This window comes from Escherichia sp. MOD1-EC6162, assembly GCF_002965125.1.
Taxonomy (GTDB): Bacteria; Pseudomonadota; Gammaproteobacteria; order Enterobacterales; family Enterobacteriaceae; genus Escherichia; species Escherichia marmotae.
The window spans coordinates 14,632-30,126 of the sequence record NZ_PTSB01000041.1; the positions used below are offsets into that span (position 1 = coordinate 14,632).

The window sequence follows — 15,495 nt, forward strand, 5'->3', positions numbered from 1 at the left end:
TCACCCCCCTGCAATAACCTGAAAAAGCAGGATCTGGTCGCCATCCTGCACGATATGTTGCGCCCATTGCTCGCGCGGGACGATTTGTTGATTAATCGCCAGCGCTGCGCCCGCTTGTTGTTGATTGAGTTGCTCCAGCAGCTCGTGAACAGTTTGTCCGGCGGCGAACTGCATCGGTTGATCGTTAAACAGGATCTGCATTGCATCCTCCACATACAGGGCATTCTGTGGCGCGGCGCAACGCCAGGCTGCGCCACTGGTTCGATTTACCGTCGAACAAACGGAGTTCTCCCGCAGATGTCTCTATATCGCTTAATAACTTAATTGCTTCCAGTGCCTGCAAAGTACCCATAACCCCGACTACCGGGCCAACCACGCCCGCCGTGCGGCAGTTGCGTTCAGGCTCCAGGTTATCCGGCCACAGACAGCGATAACACCCCTGTTCCCAGGGCGGCGTCAGTACCATCAACTGACCACCAAAACCGACCGCGCTGGCGGTGATAAGCGGCGTGTTGAGTGCCACGCAGGCGGCGTTAATCTCCTGGCGAGTCGCCATATTGTCGGTACAGTCGAGCACCACATCGGCTTGTGCTACCGCATCTTTTAAGGCATGACCCGTTAGCCGTTGTTGTAATGCCATCAGTTGAATATCGGGATTCAATTGCGTCAGTCGCTGTTGGCAGACCTGCGATTTCGGGCGGTCGATATCTTCAGTGGTAAAGAGGATTTGCCGCTGCAGATTACTCAAATGCACATCGTCGTCATCTGCTAGCACCAGAGTTCCGATACCAGCGCCAGCCAGGTACAGCGCAGCAGGCGTACCCAGCCCGCCAAGGCCGATAATCAGCACCTGGCTGTCGAGCAGTTTTTGCTGGCCTTCAATGGCGATGTCATCGAGCAGGATTTGGCGGCTATAACGCATAAAATCACGGTCATTCATCGCCAACTCCTGCAATTTCCAACAACTGAGCTGTTGCCGCACGCCAGTCTGTCGCCTGGGTAATGGCACTGACGACGGCGATGCTACCGACACCCGTCGCCATCACCGCAGGTGCGCGCGCCAGACTGATACCGCCAATCGCCACGGTGGGATAATCAGCCAGGCGCTCAATGTGCCGAGCCAGTTGCGCCAGCCCCTGCGGCGCGGAAGGCATCTGTTTGGTTTGCGTGGGGAACACATGCCCCAGTGCGATATAAGAAGGGCGTGCTGCCAGCGCGACGTCGATTTCCATGTCATCATGGGTCGAAACGCCCAGCCGCAGGCCTGCCGCGCGGATAGCGGCGAGATCGGTGGATTGCAAATCTTCCTGCCCCAGATGGACACCATACGCCTGATGCCTGATCGCCAGTTGCCAGTAATCGTTGATAAACAGTCGTGCGTTATAGCGGTGACCCAGTTCAATTGCCGCTACGACATCAGCTTCCACCTCTTCATCTCGCTGATCTTTAATGCGTAGCTGGAGGGTGCGCACGCCCGCGTCCAGCATGCGTTCGATCCACTGCACACTGTCCACTACTGGATACAGCCCTAAACGAAAAGGTACACGAGGAAAATCAGGCTGATACATCATGCTTCCTCCTTACGCAGGTAGATTTCTCCGCCTCTGGCGCGGAAGTTCTCCGACATATCCGCCATTCCTACTTCAATGGTTTGCGCGGCGGCATAATCGCGCACTTCCTGGCTGATTTTCATCGAGCAGAATTTCGGTCCACACATCGAGCAGAAATGGGCGACCTTGCCAGACTCTTGCGGCAGGGTTTCATCGTGGTAAGCGCGGGCGGTAAACGGATCGAGGGCCAGATTAAACTGGTCTTCCCAGCGAAATTCGAAACGGGCTTTCGACATGGCGTTATCGCGAATTTGTGCGCCCGGATGCCCCTTTGCCAGGTCGGCGGCGTGGGCGGCAATCTTATAGGTGATAAGTCCCTGCTTAACGTCTTCTTTATTGGGCAGACCCAGGTGCTCTTTTGGCGTTACGTAGCAGAGCATCGCGCAGCCAAACCAGCCAATCATCGCTGCGCCAATCCCCGAAGTGAAATGGTCATAGCCCGGCGCAATGTCGGTAGTCAGCGGCCCGAGGGTATAGAACGGTGCTTCGTGGCAGTGCTCTAACTCCTCGGTCATATTGCGGCGAATCATTTGCATCGGCACATGCCCGGGGCCTTCAATCATCACCTGCACGTCATACTCCCAGGCGATTTTGGTCAGTTCGCCCAGCGTATGCAGCTCGGCAAACTGTGCTTCATCGTTAGCATCCTGAATCGAACCGGGACGCAGGCCATCGCCCAGCGACAGCGAAACGTCATAAGCGGCGCAGATTTCACAAATTTCGCGGAAGTGTTGATAGAGGAAGTTTTCCTGATGATGGGAGAGGCACCATTTCGCCATAATCGAACCGCCGCGCGACACAATACCGGTCAGACGTTTAGCGGTCATTGGCACGTAGCGCAGGAGAACGCCCGCATGAATCGTGAAGTAATCCACACCTTGCTCGGCCTGTTCCAGCAGCGTGTCTCGGAACGTTTCCCAGGTAAGATCTTCAGCGATCCCGTTAACCTTTTCCAGCGCCTGATAGATCGGCACAGTACCGATCGGCACCGGGCTGTTGCGCAAAATCCACTCGCGGGTTTCGTGAATATAGCGACCGGTAGAGAGATCCATCACAGTATCCGCTCCCCAGCGCGTGGACCACACCAGTTTTTCCACTTCTTCTTCAATGGAAGAGGTGACCGCTGAGTTGCCGATATTGGCATTCACTTTCACCAGAAAGTTGCGACCAATGATCATTGGCTCAGATTCCGGATGATTGATATTGGCGGGGATAATGGCGCGTCCGGCAGCGACTTCGTCACGGACAAACTCCGCGGTGATATTTTCCGGCAGGCGAGCACCAAAGCTCATACCCGGATGCTGGTGGCGCAAAACTTCGCTACGGATGCGCTCGCGCCCCATGTTCTCGCGAATGGCGATGAACTCCATCTCCGGCGTGATGATGCCCCGGCGGGCGTAGTGTAACTGCGTAACGCGATGGCCTGCTTTGGCGCGTTTTGGCGTTAATACGCCGCTAAAACGCAATTCATCGAGGCCATCATCCGCCAGTCGCGCTTTAGTGTAATCGGAACTGCGAACGGTGAGTGCTTCAGTGTCGCCGCGTGCATCGATCCACGGCTGGCGCAGTTTTGCCAGCCCTTGCTGTACGTTAATCGCGATTTGCGGGTCGCCATACGGGCCGGAGGTATCGTAGACCGGAATCGCTTCATTTTCTTCGTACTGTGGCTGTTCTTTGCTGCCGCCGATTAGCGTCGGGCTAAGCTGGATCTCACGCATCGGCACGCGCACGCCAGGATGTGTGCCGGTGATGTAAATCCGTTTTGAGTTGGGAAAGGCGGTGCCTTCCAGGGTATCGATAAAATGTTGGGCCTGGGCGCGTTGCTCGCGGCGGGTCAGTTTTGTTGCAGACATAGCTCATTCCAAAAGTTAAGGACGTGGCTTGTCAGACGACGGATGAAGCAAGAGATGATCGCCGCAAAGGCGATGCAATAGCAGATTAACTCTTGTTCCCTTCGCAGGTATTAGCCTGATCAGGTTCCGCGGATCCCGAATGAACGGTCTCAGCCAGTTAAGGCACTCCGACAAGAAATTAGCCCCGCAAACGGGGCGTTGAATGTAAATTACGCGTTAACAGCGCATAACTCAAGCAAGATGTTTGAGGCGGGCAGCGTCAAGCACCAGCAGAATTAGCTTATCTTCCAGCACAAAGCGTGCTTCCAGCGCTTCACCGATGTCAGATAAAACCTGTTGAAACTCAAGATAATTATCATGATCTATGGCGGTTTCCAGACTGGAATCGTAGTAATCCATAATCTGCTGCGTGTTGGCTTCCAGTTGCGGCCAAATCTTCGCGGCGCGAGCGAGCTGCCCGTTGCCTTCCAGTTTATGCAGAATGCGCTCATAAATACTGAAATGCCCGGCAGAAAGGTAATCGACCAGACTCTGGCAAAAATCATCAAGGGCTTTTTCGTTTAGCCTCATGTACGATTCTTTGCCAGGCTTAATGCCAACCAAATTGTAGTAAGCCACGAGCAGATGCTTACGTACATGTAGCCAGCGATCAACCAGTTTGTTACTTCCTCTGACGTGTTCCGTCAGGTTATCGAGCTGGTTAAGCATGATTGACTCCGCAAGTTTGTCTTCAAAAACTGCTCAGTGAGAATGTAAAAAACATGTTAAACATGCCAGTGAAGCAAAGGTAGTGCAAGAGCTATGGATCGTATAATTGAAAAATTAGATCACGGTTGGTGGATAGTCAGCCATGAGCAAAAATTATGGTTGCCGAAGGGAGAATTGCCATATGGCAAAGCGGCAAATTTTGATCTTGTGGGTCAGCGCGCACTGCAGATAGGCGAATGGCAAGGAGAACCTGTTTGGCTGGTACAACAGCAGCGTCGCCATGATATGGGCTCGGTGCGCCAGGTTATTGATCTGGACGTCGGGCTGTTTCAATTAGCCGGACGCGGCGTGCAACTGGCGGAGTTTTACCGTTCGCATAAATACTGCGGATATTGCGGGCATGAAATGTACCCAAGCAAAACCGAATGGGCGATGCTGTGCAGCCACTGCCGTGAGCGTTACTACCCACAAATCGCTCCCTGCATTATCGTTGCCATCCGTCGCGATGATTCGATCCTACTTGCCCAGCATACCCGGCATCGTAACGGTGTCCATACGGTACTCGCCGGATTTGTCGAAGTCGGAGAAACCCTCGAACAGGCGGTCGCGCGGGAAGTGATGGAAGAGAGTGGCATCAAAGTCAGGAATTTGCGTTATGTGACCTCTCAGCCGTGGCCGTTTCCTCAGTCGCTGATGACTGCGTTTATGGCGGAGTATGACAGTGGTGACATCGTGATTGATCCGAAAGAACTGCTGGAGGCGAACTGGTATCGCTACGACGATTTACCATTATTGCCACCACCGGGCACTGTGGCGCGCCGTCTGATAGAAGATACGGTGGCGATGTGTCGGGCAGAGTATGAGTGATGATACACTGACCGCCTGACGCACTAAGGAACAGCCAAAATGACCGAACTCAAAAACGATCGTTATCTGCGGGCGCTGCTGCGCCAGCCCGTTGATGTCACTCCAGTATGGATGATGCGCCAGGCGGGTCGCTACCTACCGGAATATAAAGCTACTCGCGCTCAGGCGGGCGATTTTATGTCGTTGTGCAAAAACGCCGAGCTGGCGTGCGAAGTCACCTTGCAGCCGCTACGTCGCTATCCGCTGGACGCGGCGATTCTGTTTTCCGATATTCTCACCGTTCCGGATGCAATGGGGTTAGGACTCTATTTTGAAGCCGGAGAAGGCCCGCGATTCACCTCGCCAGTCACCTGTAAAGCAGACGTCGATAAACTGCCGATTCCGGATCCGGAAGATGAACTGGGTTACGTGATGAACGCAGTACGTACCATTCGTCGCGAACTGAAAGGCGAAGTACCACTAATTGGTTTTTCCGGCAGCCCGTGGACGCTGGCGACCTACATGGTGGAAGGCGGTAGTAGCAAAGCTTTCACCGTGATCAAAAAAATGATGTATGCCGATCCGCAAGCGCTGCATGCGCTACTCGATAAATTGGCGAAAAGCGTCACCCTGTACCTGAACGCGCAAATCAAAGCCGGTGCGCAAGCGGTGATGATTTTCGACACCTGGGGCGGCGTGCTCACCGGACGTGACTATCAACAGTTCTCGCTCTACTACATGCATAAAATTGTCGATGGGTTGCTGCGTGAAAACGACGGCCGCCGTGTGCCGGTAACACTGTTTACCAAAGGCGGTGGACAGTGGCTGGAAGCGATGGCGGAAACTGGTTGCGATGCGCTGGGTCTCGACTGGACAACGGATATCGCTGATGCGCGCCGCCGCGTGGGTAATAAAGTCGCGTTGCAGGGCAATATGGACCCATCGATGCTGTATGCGCCGCCAGCCCGCATTGAAGAAGAAGTGGCGACAATTCTTGCCGGTTTCGGTCATGGTGAAGGTCATGTCTTCAACCTTGGTCACGGCATTCACCAGGATGTACCGCCAGAACATGCCGGTGTCTTTGTGGAGGCAGTACATCGGTTGTCCGAACAGTACCACCGTTAAGGAGTGATTATGGATCTCGCGTCATTACGCGCTCAACAACTTGAACTGGCCTCTTCTGTGATCCGCGAGGATCGACTCGATAAAGATCCTCCGGATCTGATCGCCGGAGCCGATGTTGGGTTTGAGCAGGGCGGAGATGTGACGCGAGCGGCGATAGTGCTGCTGAAATATCCCACTCTTGAGCTGGTGGAGTATAAAGTGGCTCGCATCGCCACCACCATGCCTTACATTCCTGGTTTTCTTTCCTTCCGCGAATATCCTGCGCTGCTGGCAGCGTGGGAGATGCTGTCGCAAAAACCGGATTTAGTGTTTGTCGACGGTCATGGGATCTCGCATCCGCGTCGTCTTGGCGTCGCCAGTCATTTTGGCTTATTAGTCGATGTGCCAACCATTGGCGTGGCGAAAAAACGGCTATGCGGTAAATTCGAACCACTCTCCAGCGAACCGGGCGCGCTGTCGCCGTTGATGGACAAAGGCGAGCAACTGGCCTGGGTCTGGCGTAGCAAAGCGCGCTGTAATCCGCTGTTTATTGCTACTGGTCATCGGATCAGCGTGGATAGCGCGCTGGCGTGGGTACAACGCTGCATGAAAGGCTATCGTCTGCCAGAACCAACGCGCTGGGCGGATGCTGTGGCCTCGGAACGTCCGGCGTTCGTGCGCTATACAGCAAATCAGCCCTAATTCAGGTAAACTGCGGATAATTTCCGTATTTGAGAACTCAACATGTTACAAAACCCGATTCATCTGCGCTTGGAGCGCCTGGAAAGCTGGCAGCACGTTACTTTTATGGCCTGCTTATGCGAACGCATGTACCCCAATTACGCCATGTTCTGCCAGCAAACCGGCTTCGGTGATGGGCAGATTTACCGTCGCATTCTTGATCTCATCTGGGAAACGCTGACTGTCAAAGACGCAAAAGTGAATTTCGACAGTCAACTGGAGAAATTTGAGGAAGCTATCCCTTCAGCAGATGATTTCGATCTGTACGGTGTTTATCCGGCAATCGATGCCTGCGTGGCGTTAAGTGAACTGGTTCATTCGCGTTTGAGTGGCGAAACACTGGAACACGCTGTGGAAGTCAGTAAGACTTCCATCACCACCGTTGCGATGCTGGAAATGACCCAGGCTGGTCGCGAAATGAGCGATGAAGAGCTGAAAGAAAACCCGGCCGTTGAGCAAGAATGGGACATTCAGTGGGAAATATTCCGACTTTTAGCCGAGTGCGAAGAACGCGACATTGAGCTGATAAAGGGCCTTAGGGCAGACCTGCGTGAGGCGGGTGAGAGCAATATTGGTATAATTTTTCAGCAATAAGACCAGAAAACGTGAATTAACGCCTGATTTGTCGTACCTGGAGTCTTCCCTTTCGCCCCCCGTCTGGTCTACATTTGGGGGGCGAAAAAAAGTGGCTATCGGTGCGTGTATGCAGGAGAGTGCTATTCTGGCATTTCCGTCGCACTCGATGCTTAGCAAGCGATAAACACATTGTAAGGATAACTTATGAACAAGACTCAACTGATTGATGTAATTGCAGAGAAAGCAGAACTGTCCAAAACCCAGGCTAAAGCTGCTCTGGAGTCCACTCTGGCTGCAATTACTGAGTCTCTGAAAGAAGGCGATGCTGTACAACTGGTTGGTTTCGGAACCTTCAAAGTGAACCACCGCGCTGAGCGTACTGGCCGCAACCCGCAGACCGGTAAAGAAATCAAAATCGCCGCAGCTAACGTACCGGCATTTGTTTCTGGCAAGGCACTGAAAGACGCAGTTAAGTAAGATTGCGTGGCAGTGAACAGTTTTAACGAAGGGGTGGTTTCACCCCTTTTGTCTTTCTGGCGTCGCACATTGATGCTGGCAGGCGTGCTGTTTCTCTCTGCCTGTAGCCACAACTCTTCACTTCCCCCTTTTACCGCCAGTGGGTTTGCCGAAGACCAGGGTGCAGTGCGCATCTGGCGAAAAGACAGCGGCGATAATATCCATCTGCTTGCCGTGTTCAGTCCGTGGCGCAATGGCGATACCACTACCCGTGAATACCGCTGGCAGGGCGATAACCTCACGCTTATCAATATCAACGTTTACAGCAAACCGCCGGTGAATATCCGCGCACGCTTTGACGAGCGCGGTGATCTGAGCTTTATGCAACGTGAATCCGACGGGCAAAAGCAGCAGCTTTCTAACGATCAAATCGATTTATACCGTTATCGTGCAGACCAGATCCGCCAGATTAGCGACGCCTTACGTCAGGGGAGAGTGGTACTGCGTCAGGGACGCTGGCATGCGATGGAACAGACTGTGACTACCTGCGAAGGGCAAACTATTAAGCCTGATTTAGATTCGCAGGCGATAGCGCATATCGAGCGCCGCCAGAGCCGCTCTTCTGTTGATGTGAGCGTGGCATGGCTGGAAGCGCCCGAGGGTTCACAATTACTGTTAGTGGCAAACTCTGACTTTTGTCGCTGGCAACCCAACGAGAAGACGTTCTGATTTACCAGTGGCCCATACCCATATGGCCGCCACCACCTCCGCAGCCACCGTAACCCATGCCCATTCCGACACCGCGTGGAATACCCGCTTCAGCCATCGCAATATCCCGTTTAACTCGCAATTCATCTAATGACTGACGTAAAGTCTCCATCTCTTTGGCGACTGCGTTAATTTTGCTGCTATCCGGTGGATTAGCGGCTAACAGGGCGTTGTATTCATAACGCTTCGTCACCAGTTGTTGTTGCAGCGCGCTGCTTTGGGCGTAAAAGTCATTATGGATTTTCTGCCACGCAGTTTGTTGTTCGCTGGTCAAAGGCGCTGCATTTTGCTGCCACATACCGTGTCCGCCGTGGGCAAATGCAGTTGTTGAGCCTATCGCCATTGCTGAAAACGCCATCATCACCAGGGCAATCTTCGTGTTCCGTTTCATGGTTAATCCTCCAGTGGTTGTCTTACTTTACGTATTGCATCTTTCGTGCCAACGATGAAACACCGATGTAACGGGCAATCTGGCGCGGTTAGCGAGTAAAAATGACCCGATTGTGGTGGGTAGCGAGTCATTTTTACTCATTGAAAGATAAGCGTTTGTGTTACAGCGCAGGGTAGGGGGCAATAAAAGATGGCATGATTTGTGCTGTCAAAAAGGGATGAACAGGCAAAGAAGAAGATGCGTTTTATGCAACGTTCTAAAGACACATTAGCCAAATGGTTAAGCGCGATCCTCCCCGTAGTCATTGTTGGGCTGGTGGGATTGTTTGCGGTGACGGTGATTCGCGATTATGGGCGGGCAAGCGAGGCTGACCGCCAGGCATTACTGGAAAAAGGTAATGTGCTCATTCGCGCTCTGGAGTCAGGAAGTCGCGTAGGGATGGGGATGCGAATGCACCATGTGCAGCAACAGGCACTTCTGGAAGAGATGGCAGGCCAGCCAGGGGTGTTGTGGTTTGCGGTCACCGATGCGCAGGGCATTATCATTCTTCACAGTGACCCAGAAATGGTCGGGCGTGCACTCTATTCGCCTGATGAAATGCGGCAGTTAAAGCCAGAGGACAACTCCCGCTGGCGACTGCTTGAGGACGCGGAAAAAACGCCTGCGCTTGAGGTCTATCGTTTGTTTCAGCCCATGTCAGCCTCCTGGAGGCATGGGATGCATAATATGCCGCGCTGTAACGGCAAACCTGAACCACAGGCAGATGCACAACAGGCTATTTTTATCGCTGTTGATGCCAGTGATCTGGTTGCAACCCAGATTGGGGAGAAGCGCAATACCCTGATTATTCTCTTTGCTCTGGCGACGGTATTGCTGGCGAGCGTGTTGTCATTCTTCTGGTATCGCCGTTACCTTCGCTCGCGCCAGTTATTGCAGGATGAAATGAAGCGCAAAGAGAAGCTGGTGGCGCTGGGGCATCTGGCGGCAGGCGTCGCCCACGAAATCCGTAACCCACTTTCATCGATTAAAGGACTGGCGAAATATTTTGCCGAGCGCACGCCCGCGGGGGGCGAAGCGCATCAACTGGCGCAGGTGATGGCGAAAGAAGCCGACCGTTTGAATCGCGTGGTGAGCGAACTGCTGGAACTGGTCAAGCCAACGCACCTTGCTTTGCAGGCGGTGGAGCTCAATACCCTGATTAACCATTCATTACAACTGGTGAGCCAGGACGCTCAGAGTCGTGAGATACAGTTGTGCTTTAACGCTAACAACGGGTTGCCGGAAATTCAGGCCGACCCGGACAGACTGACTCAGGTACTGTTAAATCTTTATCTCAATGCTATTCAGGCTATTGGTGAGCATGGCGTGATTAGTGTGACGGCAAGTGAAAGCGGCAATGGCGTGAAAATTAACGTTACCGACAGCGGTAAGGGAATTGCGGCAGATCAACTGGAGGCTATCTTCACCCCGTACTTCACCACCAAAGCCGAAGGCACCGGGCTGGGGCTGGCGGTTGTGCATAATATTGTTGAACAACACGGTGGTACAATTCAGGTCGCCAGCCAGGAGGGGAAAGGTGCAACATTCACCCTCTGGCTTCCGGTGAATATTAATCGTAAGGACCCACAAGGATGAAGCACGATAACATCGATATTCTGGTGGTGGATGATGACATTAGCCACTGCACCATCTTGCAGGCATTGCTACGTGGCTGGGGCTATAACGTCGCGCTGGCGAACAGCGGGCGACAGGCGCTGGAGCAGGTGCGGGAACAGGTTTTTGATCTTGTGCTTTGCGATGTGCGAATGGCGGAGATGGACGGCATCGCCACGCTGAAAGAGATTAAAGCGTTAAATCCGGCAATTCCGGTGCTGATTATGACCGCTTACTCCAGCGTCGAGACGGCGGTAGAAGCGCTGAAAACCGGGGCACTGGATTATCTCATCAAGCCGCTGGATTTCGATAACTTGCAGGCAACGCTGGAAAAGGCGCTTGCTCATACGCAGATTGTCGCTTCTGAAACGCCTACCGTGCTAGCCAGCCAGTTTGGGATGGTTGGGAAAAGCCCGGCGATGCAACACTTACTCAGTGAAATAGCCCTCGTCGCACCATCGGAAGCCACGGTGTTGATCCACGGCGATTCTGGCACTGGCAAAGAGTTGGTTGCCAGAGCAATTCACGCCAGTAGCGCACGTAGTGAAAAACCGCTGGTAACGCTCAACTGTGCGGCACTCAACGAATCCTTACTGGAGTCCGAATTGTTCGGTCATGAAAAAGGGGCGTTTACCGGTGCCGATAAACGGCGGGAAGGGCGCTTTGTTGAGGCGGACGGCGGCACGTTGTTTCTCGATGAAATTGGCGATATTTCTCCAATGATGCAGGTTCGTCTGCTGCGTGCCATTCAGGAGCGTGAAGTCCAGCGTGTTGGCAGCAACCAGACTATTTCTGTCGATGTCCGGCTGATTGCCGCGACCCATCGCGATCTTGCCGCAGAGGTGAATGCCGGGCGTTTTCGCCAGGATCTCTACTATCGACTGAACGTGGTGGCGATTGAAGTGCCGGCGCTACGTCAACGGCGGGAAGATATTCCTCTGTTGGCAGATCATTTTCTGCAGCGCTTTGCTGAACGTAATCGCAAGGCGGTAAAAGGCTTTACGCCGCAGGCGATGGATCTGCTAATTCACTACGACTGGCCGGGGAATATTCGTGAACTGGAAAACGCAGTGGAACGGGCGGTGGTGCTACTGACCGGGGAATATATTTCCGAACGCGAGCTGCCGCTGGCGATTGCCAGTACGTCGATTCCGCTGGTGCAAAGTCAGGATATTCAGCCGCTGGTGGAAGTGGAAAAGGAGGTGATTCTGGCGGCGCTGGAGAAAACGGGCGGCAACAAAACCGAAGCCGCCCGCCAGTTAGGGATCACGCGCAAAACGCTATTGGCAAAACTGTCGCGTTAGTTCTGCTCGCGTTCGATGGCGCGCCAGCCGATATCTTTCCGGCAGAAGCAATCATCCCAGTGGATATCGGTCATTAAGGCATAAGCGCGTTTCTGCGCTTCTGCCACGGTATGACCCAGCGCGGTGACGCACAGTACGCGCCCGCCGCTGGTGATCACCTGCTCGTCATCTGCCAGTTTCGTACCCGCATGGAACACTTTGCCGTCTTCCACTTCTTCCAGCGGCAGGCCGTGGATCACATCGCCGGTGCGGTAATCCCCTGGATATCCACCCGCAGCCATCACCACGCCGAGAGAAGCACGTTCATCCCACTCGGACGTTTTCTCGTCCAGCTTGCCTTCACAGGCCGCCAGGCAGAGTTCAACCAGATCGGACTTCATGCGCAGCATAATCGGCTGGGTTTCCGGATCGCCAAAGCGGCAGTTAAACTCGATAACCTTCGGATTACCCTGTTTGTCGATCATCAAACCCGCGTAGAGAAAACCGGTGTAGGTGTTGCCTTCCGCCGCCATGCCTTTTACGGTTGGCCAGATGATGCGTTCCATCGTGCGCTGATGAACTTCATCGGTCACCACTGGCGCAGGAGAGTAAGCACCCATCCCGCCGGTGTTCGGCCCGGTATCTTTATCGCCTACGCGTTTGTGATCCTGGCTGGTGGCCATTGGCAGCACATGTTCGCCGTCCACCATCACGATAAAGCTCGCTTCTTCGCCGTCGAGGAACTCTTCGATCACAATGCGATGACCCGCGTCGCCAAAAGCGTTGCCCGCCAGCATATCGTGAACAGCCGCTTCAGCTTCTTCCAGTGTCATCGCCACGATAACACCTTTCCCGGCGGCCAGACCGTCCGCTTTGATAACGATCGGTGCGCCTTTCTCACGCAGATACGCTAATGCAGGTTCTACTTCGGTGAAGTTCTGGTATTCCGCCGTAGGGATCTTATGGCGGGCCAGGAAATCTTTAGTAAATGCTTTCGAGCCTTCCAGTTGTGCGGCACCTGCGGTTGGGCCGAAGATTTTCAGCCCAGCGGCGCGGAAGGTATCAACCACGCCTTTCACCAGCGGTGCTTCCGGGCCGACGATGGTTAGGTCGATCTTTTCGTTTTGCGCGAAATCCAGCAGCGCCGGGATATCGGTCACGCCGATAGCGACGTTTTGCAGCGCAGGTTCCAGCGCCGTTCCCGCATTACCTGGTGCGACAAATACGGTCTCAACCAGCGGCGATTGCGCCGCTTTCCAGGCCAGCGCGTGTTCGCGCCCGCCGTTACCAATCACTAATACTTTCATCTGTCGCTCCATTAATGGCGGAAGTGGCGCATGTCGGTGAAGAGCATCGCAATACCGTGCTCGTCGGCGGCAGCAATCACTTCGTCATCACGGATAGAACCGCCAGGCTGGATTACGCAGGTCACGCCCGCAGCGGCGGCGGCATCAATACCGTCGCGGAACGGGAAGAACGCGTCAGAAGCCATCGAGGAACCTTTCACTTCCAGACCTTCATCGGCGGCTTTAATACCGGCGATTTTCGCGGAGTACACGCGGCTCATCTGGCCCGCGCCAATCCCGATGGTCATATTGTTTTTGGCATAGACGATGGCGTTGGATTTCACGAACTTCGCCACCTTCCAGCAGAACAGCGCATCACGTAGTTCCTGCTCGGTCGGCTGGCGTTTAGTCACCACGCGCAGTTCTTCTGCGCCAACCATGCCCAGATCGCGATCCTGAACCAGCAAACCGCCATTCACGCGTTTGAAATCGAGGCCCGGAACACGCTCGCCCCACTGACCACAGGTCAGGACGCGCACGTTCTGTTTGGCGGCGGTGATTTTCAGGGCTTCTTCGCTGGCGGACGGCGCAATGATCACTTCAACAAACTGACGGGAGATAATAGCCTGCGCGGTTTCAGCATCCAGCTCACGGTTAAAAGCGATAATGCCGCCGAATGCGGAGGTTGGGTCGGTTTTATACGCGCGATCGTAAGCATCAAGGATCGTGCTGCTGATGGCGACACCGCAGGGGTTAGCGTGCTTCACAATCACACAGGCTGGCTCCGCAAATTCTTTCACGCATTCCAGCGCCGCATCGGTATCAGCGATGTTGTTATAGGAAAGGGCTTTACCCTGAACCTGGATTGCGGTGGCAACGGAAGCTTCTTTCACATTCTCTTCTATATAGAAGGCAGCTTGCTGGTGGCTGTTTTCACCGTAGCGCATATCCTGCTTCTTAATGAAGTTCAGGTTAAGTGTGCGCGGGAAGCGGCCAGCCGCTTCTTTACTCTCGCCGTGATAAGCCGGAACCATGCTACCGAAGTAGTTGGCGATCATGCTGTCATAGGCGGCGGTATGTTCGAAGGCTTTGATGGCGAGGTCGAAACGGGTATTGAGAGTCAGAGAACCTTCGTTGGCATCCATCTCTTCAATAATAGCGTCATAGTCGCTGCTCTTAACAACGATAGCGACATCTCTATGATTCTTGGCGGCGGAGCGCACCATGGTTGGGCCGCCGATATCGATGTTCTCAACCGCATCTTCCAGTGAGCAGCCTTCACGGGCCACGGTCTGGGCGAATGGGTACAGGTTAACGACCACCATATCGATAGGTTGGATCTGATGTTCTTCCATAATGGCATCGTCCTGACCGCGACGGCCCAGAATACCGCCGTGCACTTTTGGATGCAGGGTCTTCACGCGTCCATCCATCATCTCCGGGAAACCGGTGTAATCGGAAACTTCGGTCACCGGCAGGCCTTTTTCTGCTAACAGACGGGCAGTGCCCCCTGTAGACAGCAGCTCCACACCGCGTGCAGAAAGTGCTTGGGCGAATTCGACGATACCGGCTTTGTCAGAAACACTGAGCAGAGCGCGGCGGACTGGACGACGTTGTTGCATGGTAAATCCCCTGGATTTGACTATTACAGAGAGCGTTAGCTGAATTTTTCGCAAAAAACTCAGCTAACGCCCCTAACGGGGCATCTTTATTTTTCGCCCGCATTGTAACGAAAACGTTTGCGCAACGCTCGCGAATTTTTTTGTTTCGATGGTGATCTCGATTTTGATTGCCATTAGCGGTTCAGGAATACAGAAATAACGCTGATGATTGTGGATAACTCTGTGTGTAAAAAGGTATAAAGCGGGGTTTTGCTGGGGAATGCAGCAGTCAGTCATTTTTTTGCAATTTTTCTATTGCGGCCTACGGAGAACACCCTATAATGCGCCTCCATCGACACGGCGGATGTGAATCACTTCACACAAACAGCCGGTTCGGTTGAAGAGAAAAAATCCTGAAATTCAGGGTTGACTCTGAAAGAGGAAAGCGTAATATACGCCACCTCGCGACAGTGAGCTGAAAGCCGCGTCGCAACTGCTCTTTAACAATTTATCAGACAATCTGTGTGGGCACTCGAAGATACGGATTCTTAACGTCGCAAGACGCTAAATGAATACCAAGTCTCAAGAGTGAACACGTAATTCATTACGAAGTTTAATT

At 53.7% G+C, this 15,495-nt stretch carries 16 protein-coding genes and 1 riboswitch; of the genes, 8 read left to right on the forward strand and 8 right to left on the reverse strand.

All coding sequences use genetic code 11. The features are described 5' to 3' along the window. From thiS to A9587_RS22260, 5 genes are all read right to left on the reverse strand, one after another. On the reverse strand, window positions 1-201 hold the full coding sequence (thiS, locus tag A9587_RS22240; RefSeq protein ID WP_001166252.1) for a sulfur carrier protein ThiS: 201 nt from the start codon (window positions 199-201) through the stop codon (window positions 1-3). Next, a complete protein-coding gene (gene thiF, locus A9587_RS22245; RefSeq protein WP_105263923.1) occupies window positions 185-940 on the reverse strand; it encodes a thiazole biosynthesis adenylyltransferase ThiF in 756 nt (251 codons plus the stop codon). The genes thiS and thiF overlap by 17 nt, the downstream gene beginning before the upstream one ends. Then, the gene (gene thiE, locus A9587_RS22250) at window positions 933-1,568 is read right to left on the reverse strand and encodes a thiamine phosphate synthase (protein ID WP_024191932.1); all 636 of its coding nucleotides are present in this window, start codon (window positions 1,566-1,568) and stop codon (window positions 933-935) included. Before thiE ends, thiF begins: the two co-directional genes overlap by 8 nt. Then, window positions 1,568-3,463, reverse strand: coding sequence for a phosphomethylpyrimidine synthase ThiC (gene thiC / locus A9587_RS22255; RefSeq protein WP_001517538.1), 1,896 nt, complete (start codon window positions 3,461-3,463; stop codon window positions 1,568-1,570). The genes thiE and thiC overlap by 1 nt, the downstream gene beginning before the upstream one ends. Before the next feature lie 79 nt (window positions 3,464-3,542). Continuing rightward, window positions 3,543-3,643, reverse strand: a riboswitch (TPP riboswitch). A 51-nt stretch (window positions 3,644-3,694) separates the two neighbouring features. Continuing rightward, window positions 3,695-4,171 carry an Rsd/AlgQ family anti-sigma factor gene (locus A9587_RS22260; RefSeq protein ID WP_000934291.1) on the reverse strand — a complete coding sequence of 159 codons (477 nt, stop codon included), beginning with the start codon at window positions 4,169-4,171 and terminating at the stop codon, window positions 3,695-3,697. Window positions 4,172-4,264: 93 nt separating this feature from the next. Here A9587_RS22260 and nudC point away from each other — a divergent pair, with 93 nt between their 5' ends. The 6 genes from nudC to A9587_RS22290 all read left to right on the forward strand — a co-directional run bounded on the left by nudC (window position 4,265) and on the right by A9587_RS22290 (window position 8,623). Next, window positions 4,265-5,038: an NAD(+) diphosphatase gene (gene nudC, locus A9587_RS22265; RefSeq protein ID WP_000373924.1), complete on the forward strand. Its 774-nt coding sequence runs from the start codon at window positions 4,265-4,267 to the stop codon at window positions 5,036-5,038. Between the two features lie 39 nt (window positions 5,039-5,077). Next, entirely contained in the window at window positions 5,078-6,142 is a 1,065-nt protein-coding gene (gene hemE, locus A9587_RS22270) for a uroporphyrinogen decarboxylase (RefSeq protein WP_000137657.1), read from the forward strand. Window positions 6,143-6,151: 9 nt separating this feature from the next. Further along, window positions 6,152-6,823 (forward strand): deoxyribonuclease V, encoded by a 672-nt coding sequence (gene nfi / locus A9587_RS22275; protein WP_000362400.1) that lies wholly within the window; start codon window positions 6,152-6,154, stop codon window positions 6,821-6,823. Between the two features lie 42 nt (window positions 6,824-6,865). Continuing rightward, complete coding sequence (locus tag A9587_RS22280) at window positions 6,866-7,456, forward strand: YjaG family protein (RefSeq protein WP_000940106.1); 591 nt, start codon at window positions 6,866-6,868, stop codon at window positions 7,454-7,456. 186 nt (window positions 7,457-7,642) lie between these two features. Next, window positions 7,643-7,915 carry a nucleoid-associated protein HU-alpha gene (gene hupA, locus A9587_RS22285; protein ID WP_001044513.1) on the forward strand — a complete coding sequence of 91 codons (273 nt, stop codon included), beginning with the start codon at window positions 7,643-7,645 and terminating at the stop codon, window positions 7,913-7,915. A 12-nt stretch (window positions 7,916-7,927) separates the two neighbouring features. Continuing rightward, window positions 7,928-8,623, forward strand: coding sequence for a DUF1481 domain-containing protein (locus A9587_RS22290; RefSeq protein ID WP_010375907.1), 696 nt, complete (start codon window positions 7,928-7,930; stop codon window positions 8,621-8,623). 1 nt (window position 8,624) lies between these two features. Here the strand turns inward: A9587_RS22290 and zraP are convergent, their stop codons facing one another. After that, a complete protein-coding gene (gene zraP, locus A9587_RS22295) occupies window positions 8,625-9,053 on the reverse strand; it encodes a zinc resistance sensor/chaperone ZraP (protein ID WP_000828219.1) in 429 nt (142 codons plus the stop codon). 237 nt (window positions 9,054-9,290) lie between these two features. On the opposite strand from zraP, the gene zraS reads away from it, so the two are divergent. Then, window positions 9,291-10,688, forward strand: a complete 1,398-nt coding sequence (zraS, locus tag A9587_RS22305) for a two-component system sensor histidine kinase ZraS (RefSeq protein WP_105263924.1) — start codon at window positions 9,291-9,293, stop codon at window positions 10,686-10,688. After that, entirely contained in the window at window positions 10,685-12,010 is a 1,326-nt protein-coding gene (gene zraR / locus A9587_RS22310) for a sigma-54-dependent response regulator transcription factor ZraR (protein WP_000679878.1), read from the forward strand. Before zraS ends, zraR begins: the two co-directional genes overlap by 4 nt. On the opposite strand, the gene purD is transcribed toward zraR, so the two are convergent. Both purD and purH read right to left on the reverse strand, forming a co-directional pair. Next, a complete protein-coding gene (gene purD / locus A9587_RS22315) occupies window positions 12,007-13,296 on the reverse strand; it encodes a phosphoribosylamine--glycine ligase (protein ID WP_001517541.1) in 1,290 nt (429 codons plus the stop codon). The genes zraR and purD overlap by 4 nt on opposite strands. A gap of 11 nt (window positions 13,297-13,307) precedes the next feature. Further along, window positions 13,308-14,897, reverse strand: a complete 1,590-nt coding sequence (purH, locus tag A9587_RS22320; RefSeq protein WP_001187579.1) for a bifunctional phosphoribosylaminoimidazolecarboxamide formyltransferase/IMP cyclohydrolase — start codon at window positions 14,895-14,897, stop codon at window positions 13,308-13,310. Between the last annotated feature and the right edge of the window lie 598 nt (window positions 14,898-15,495).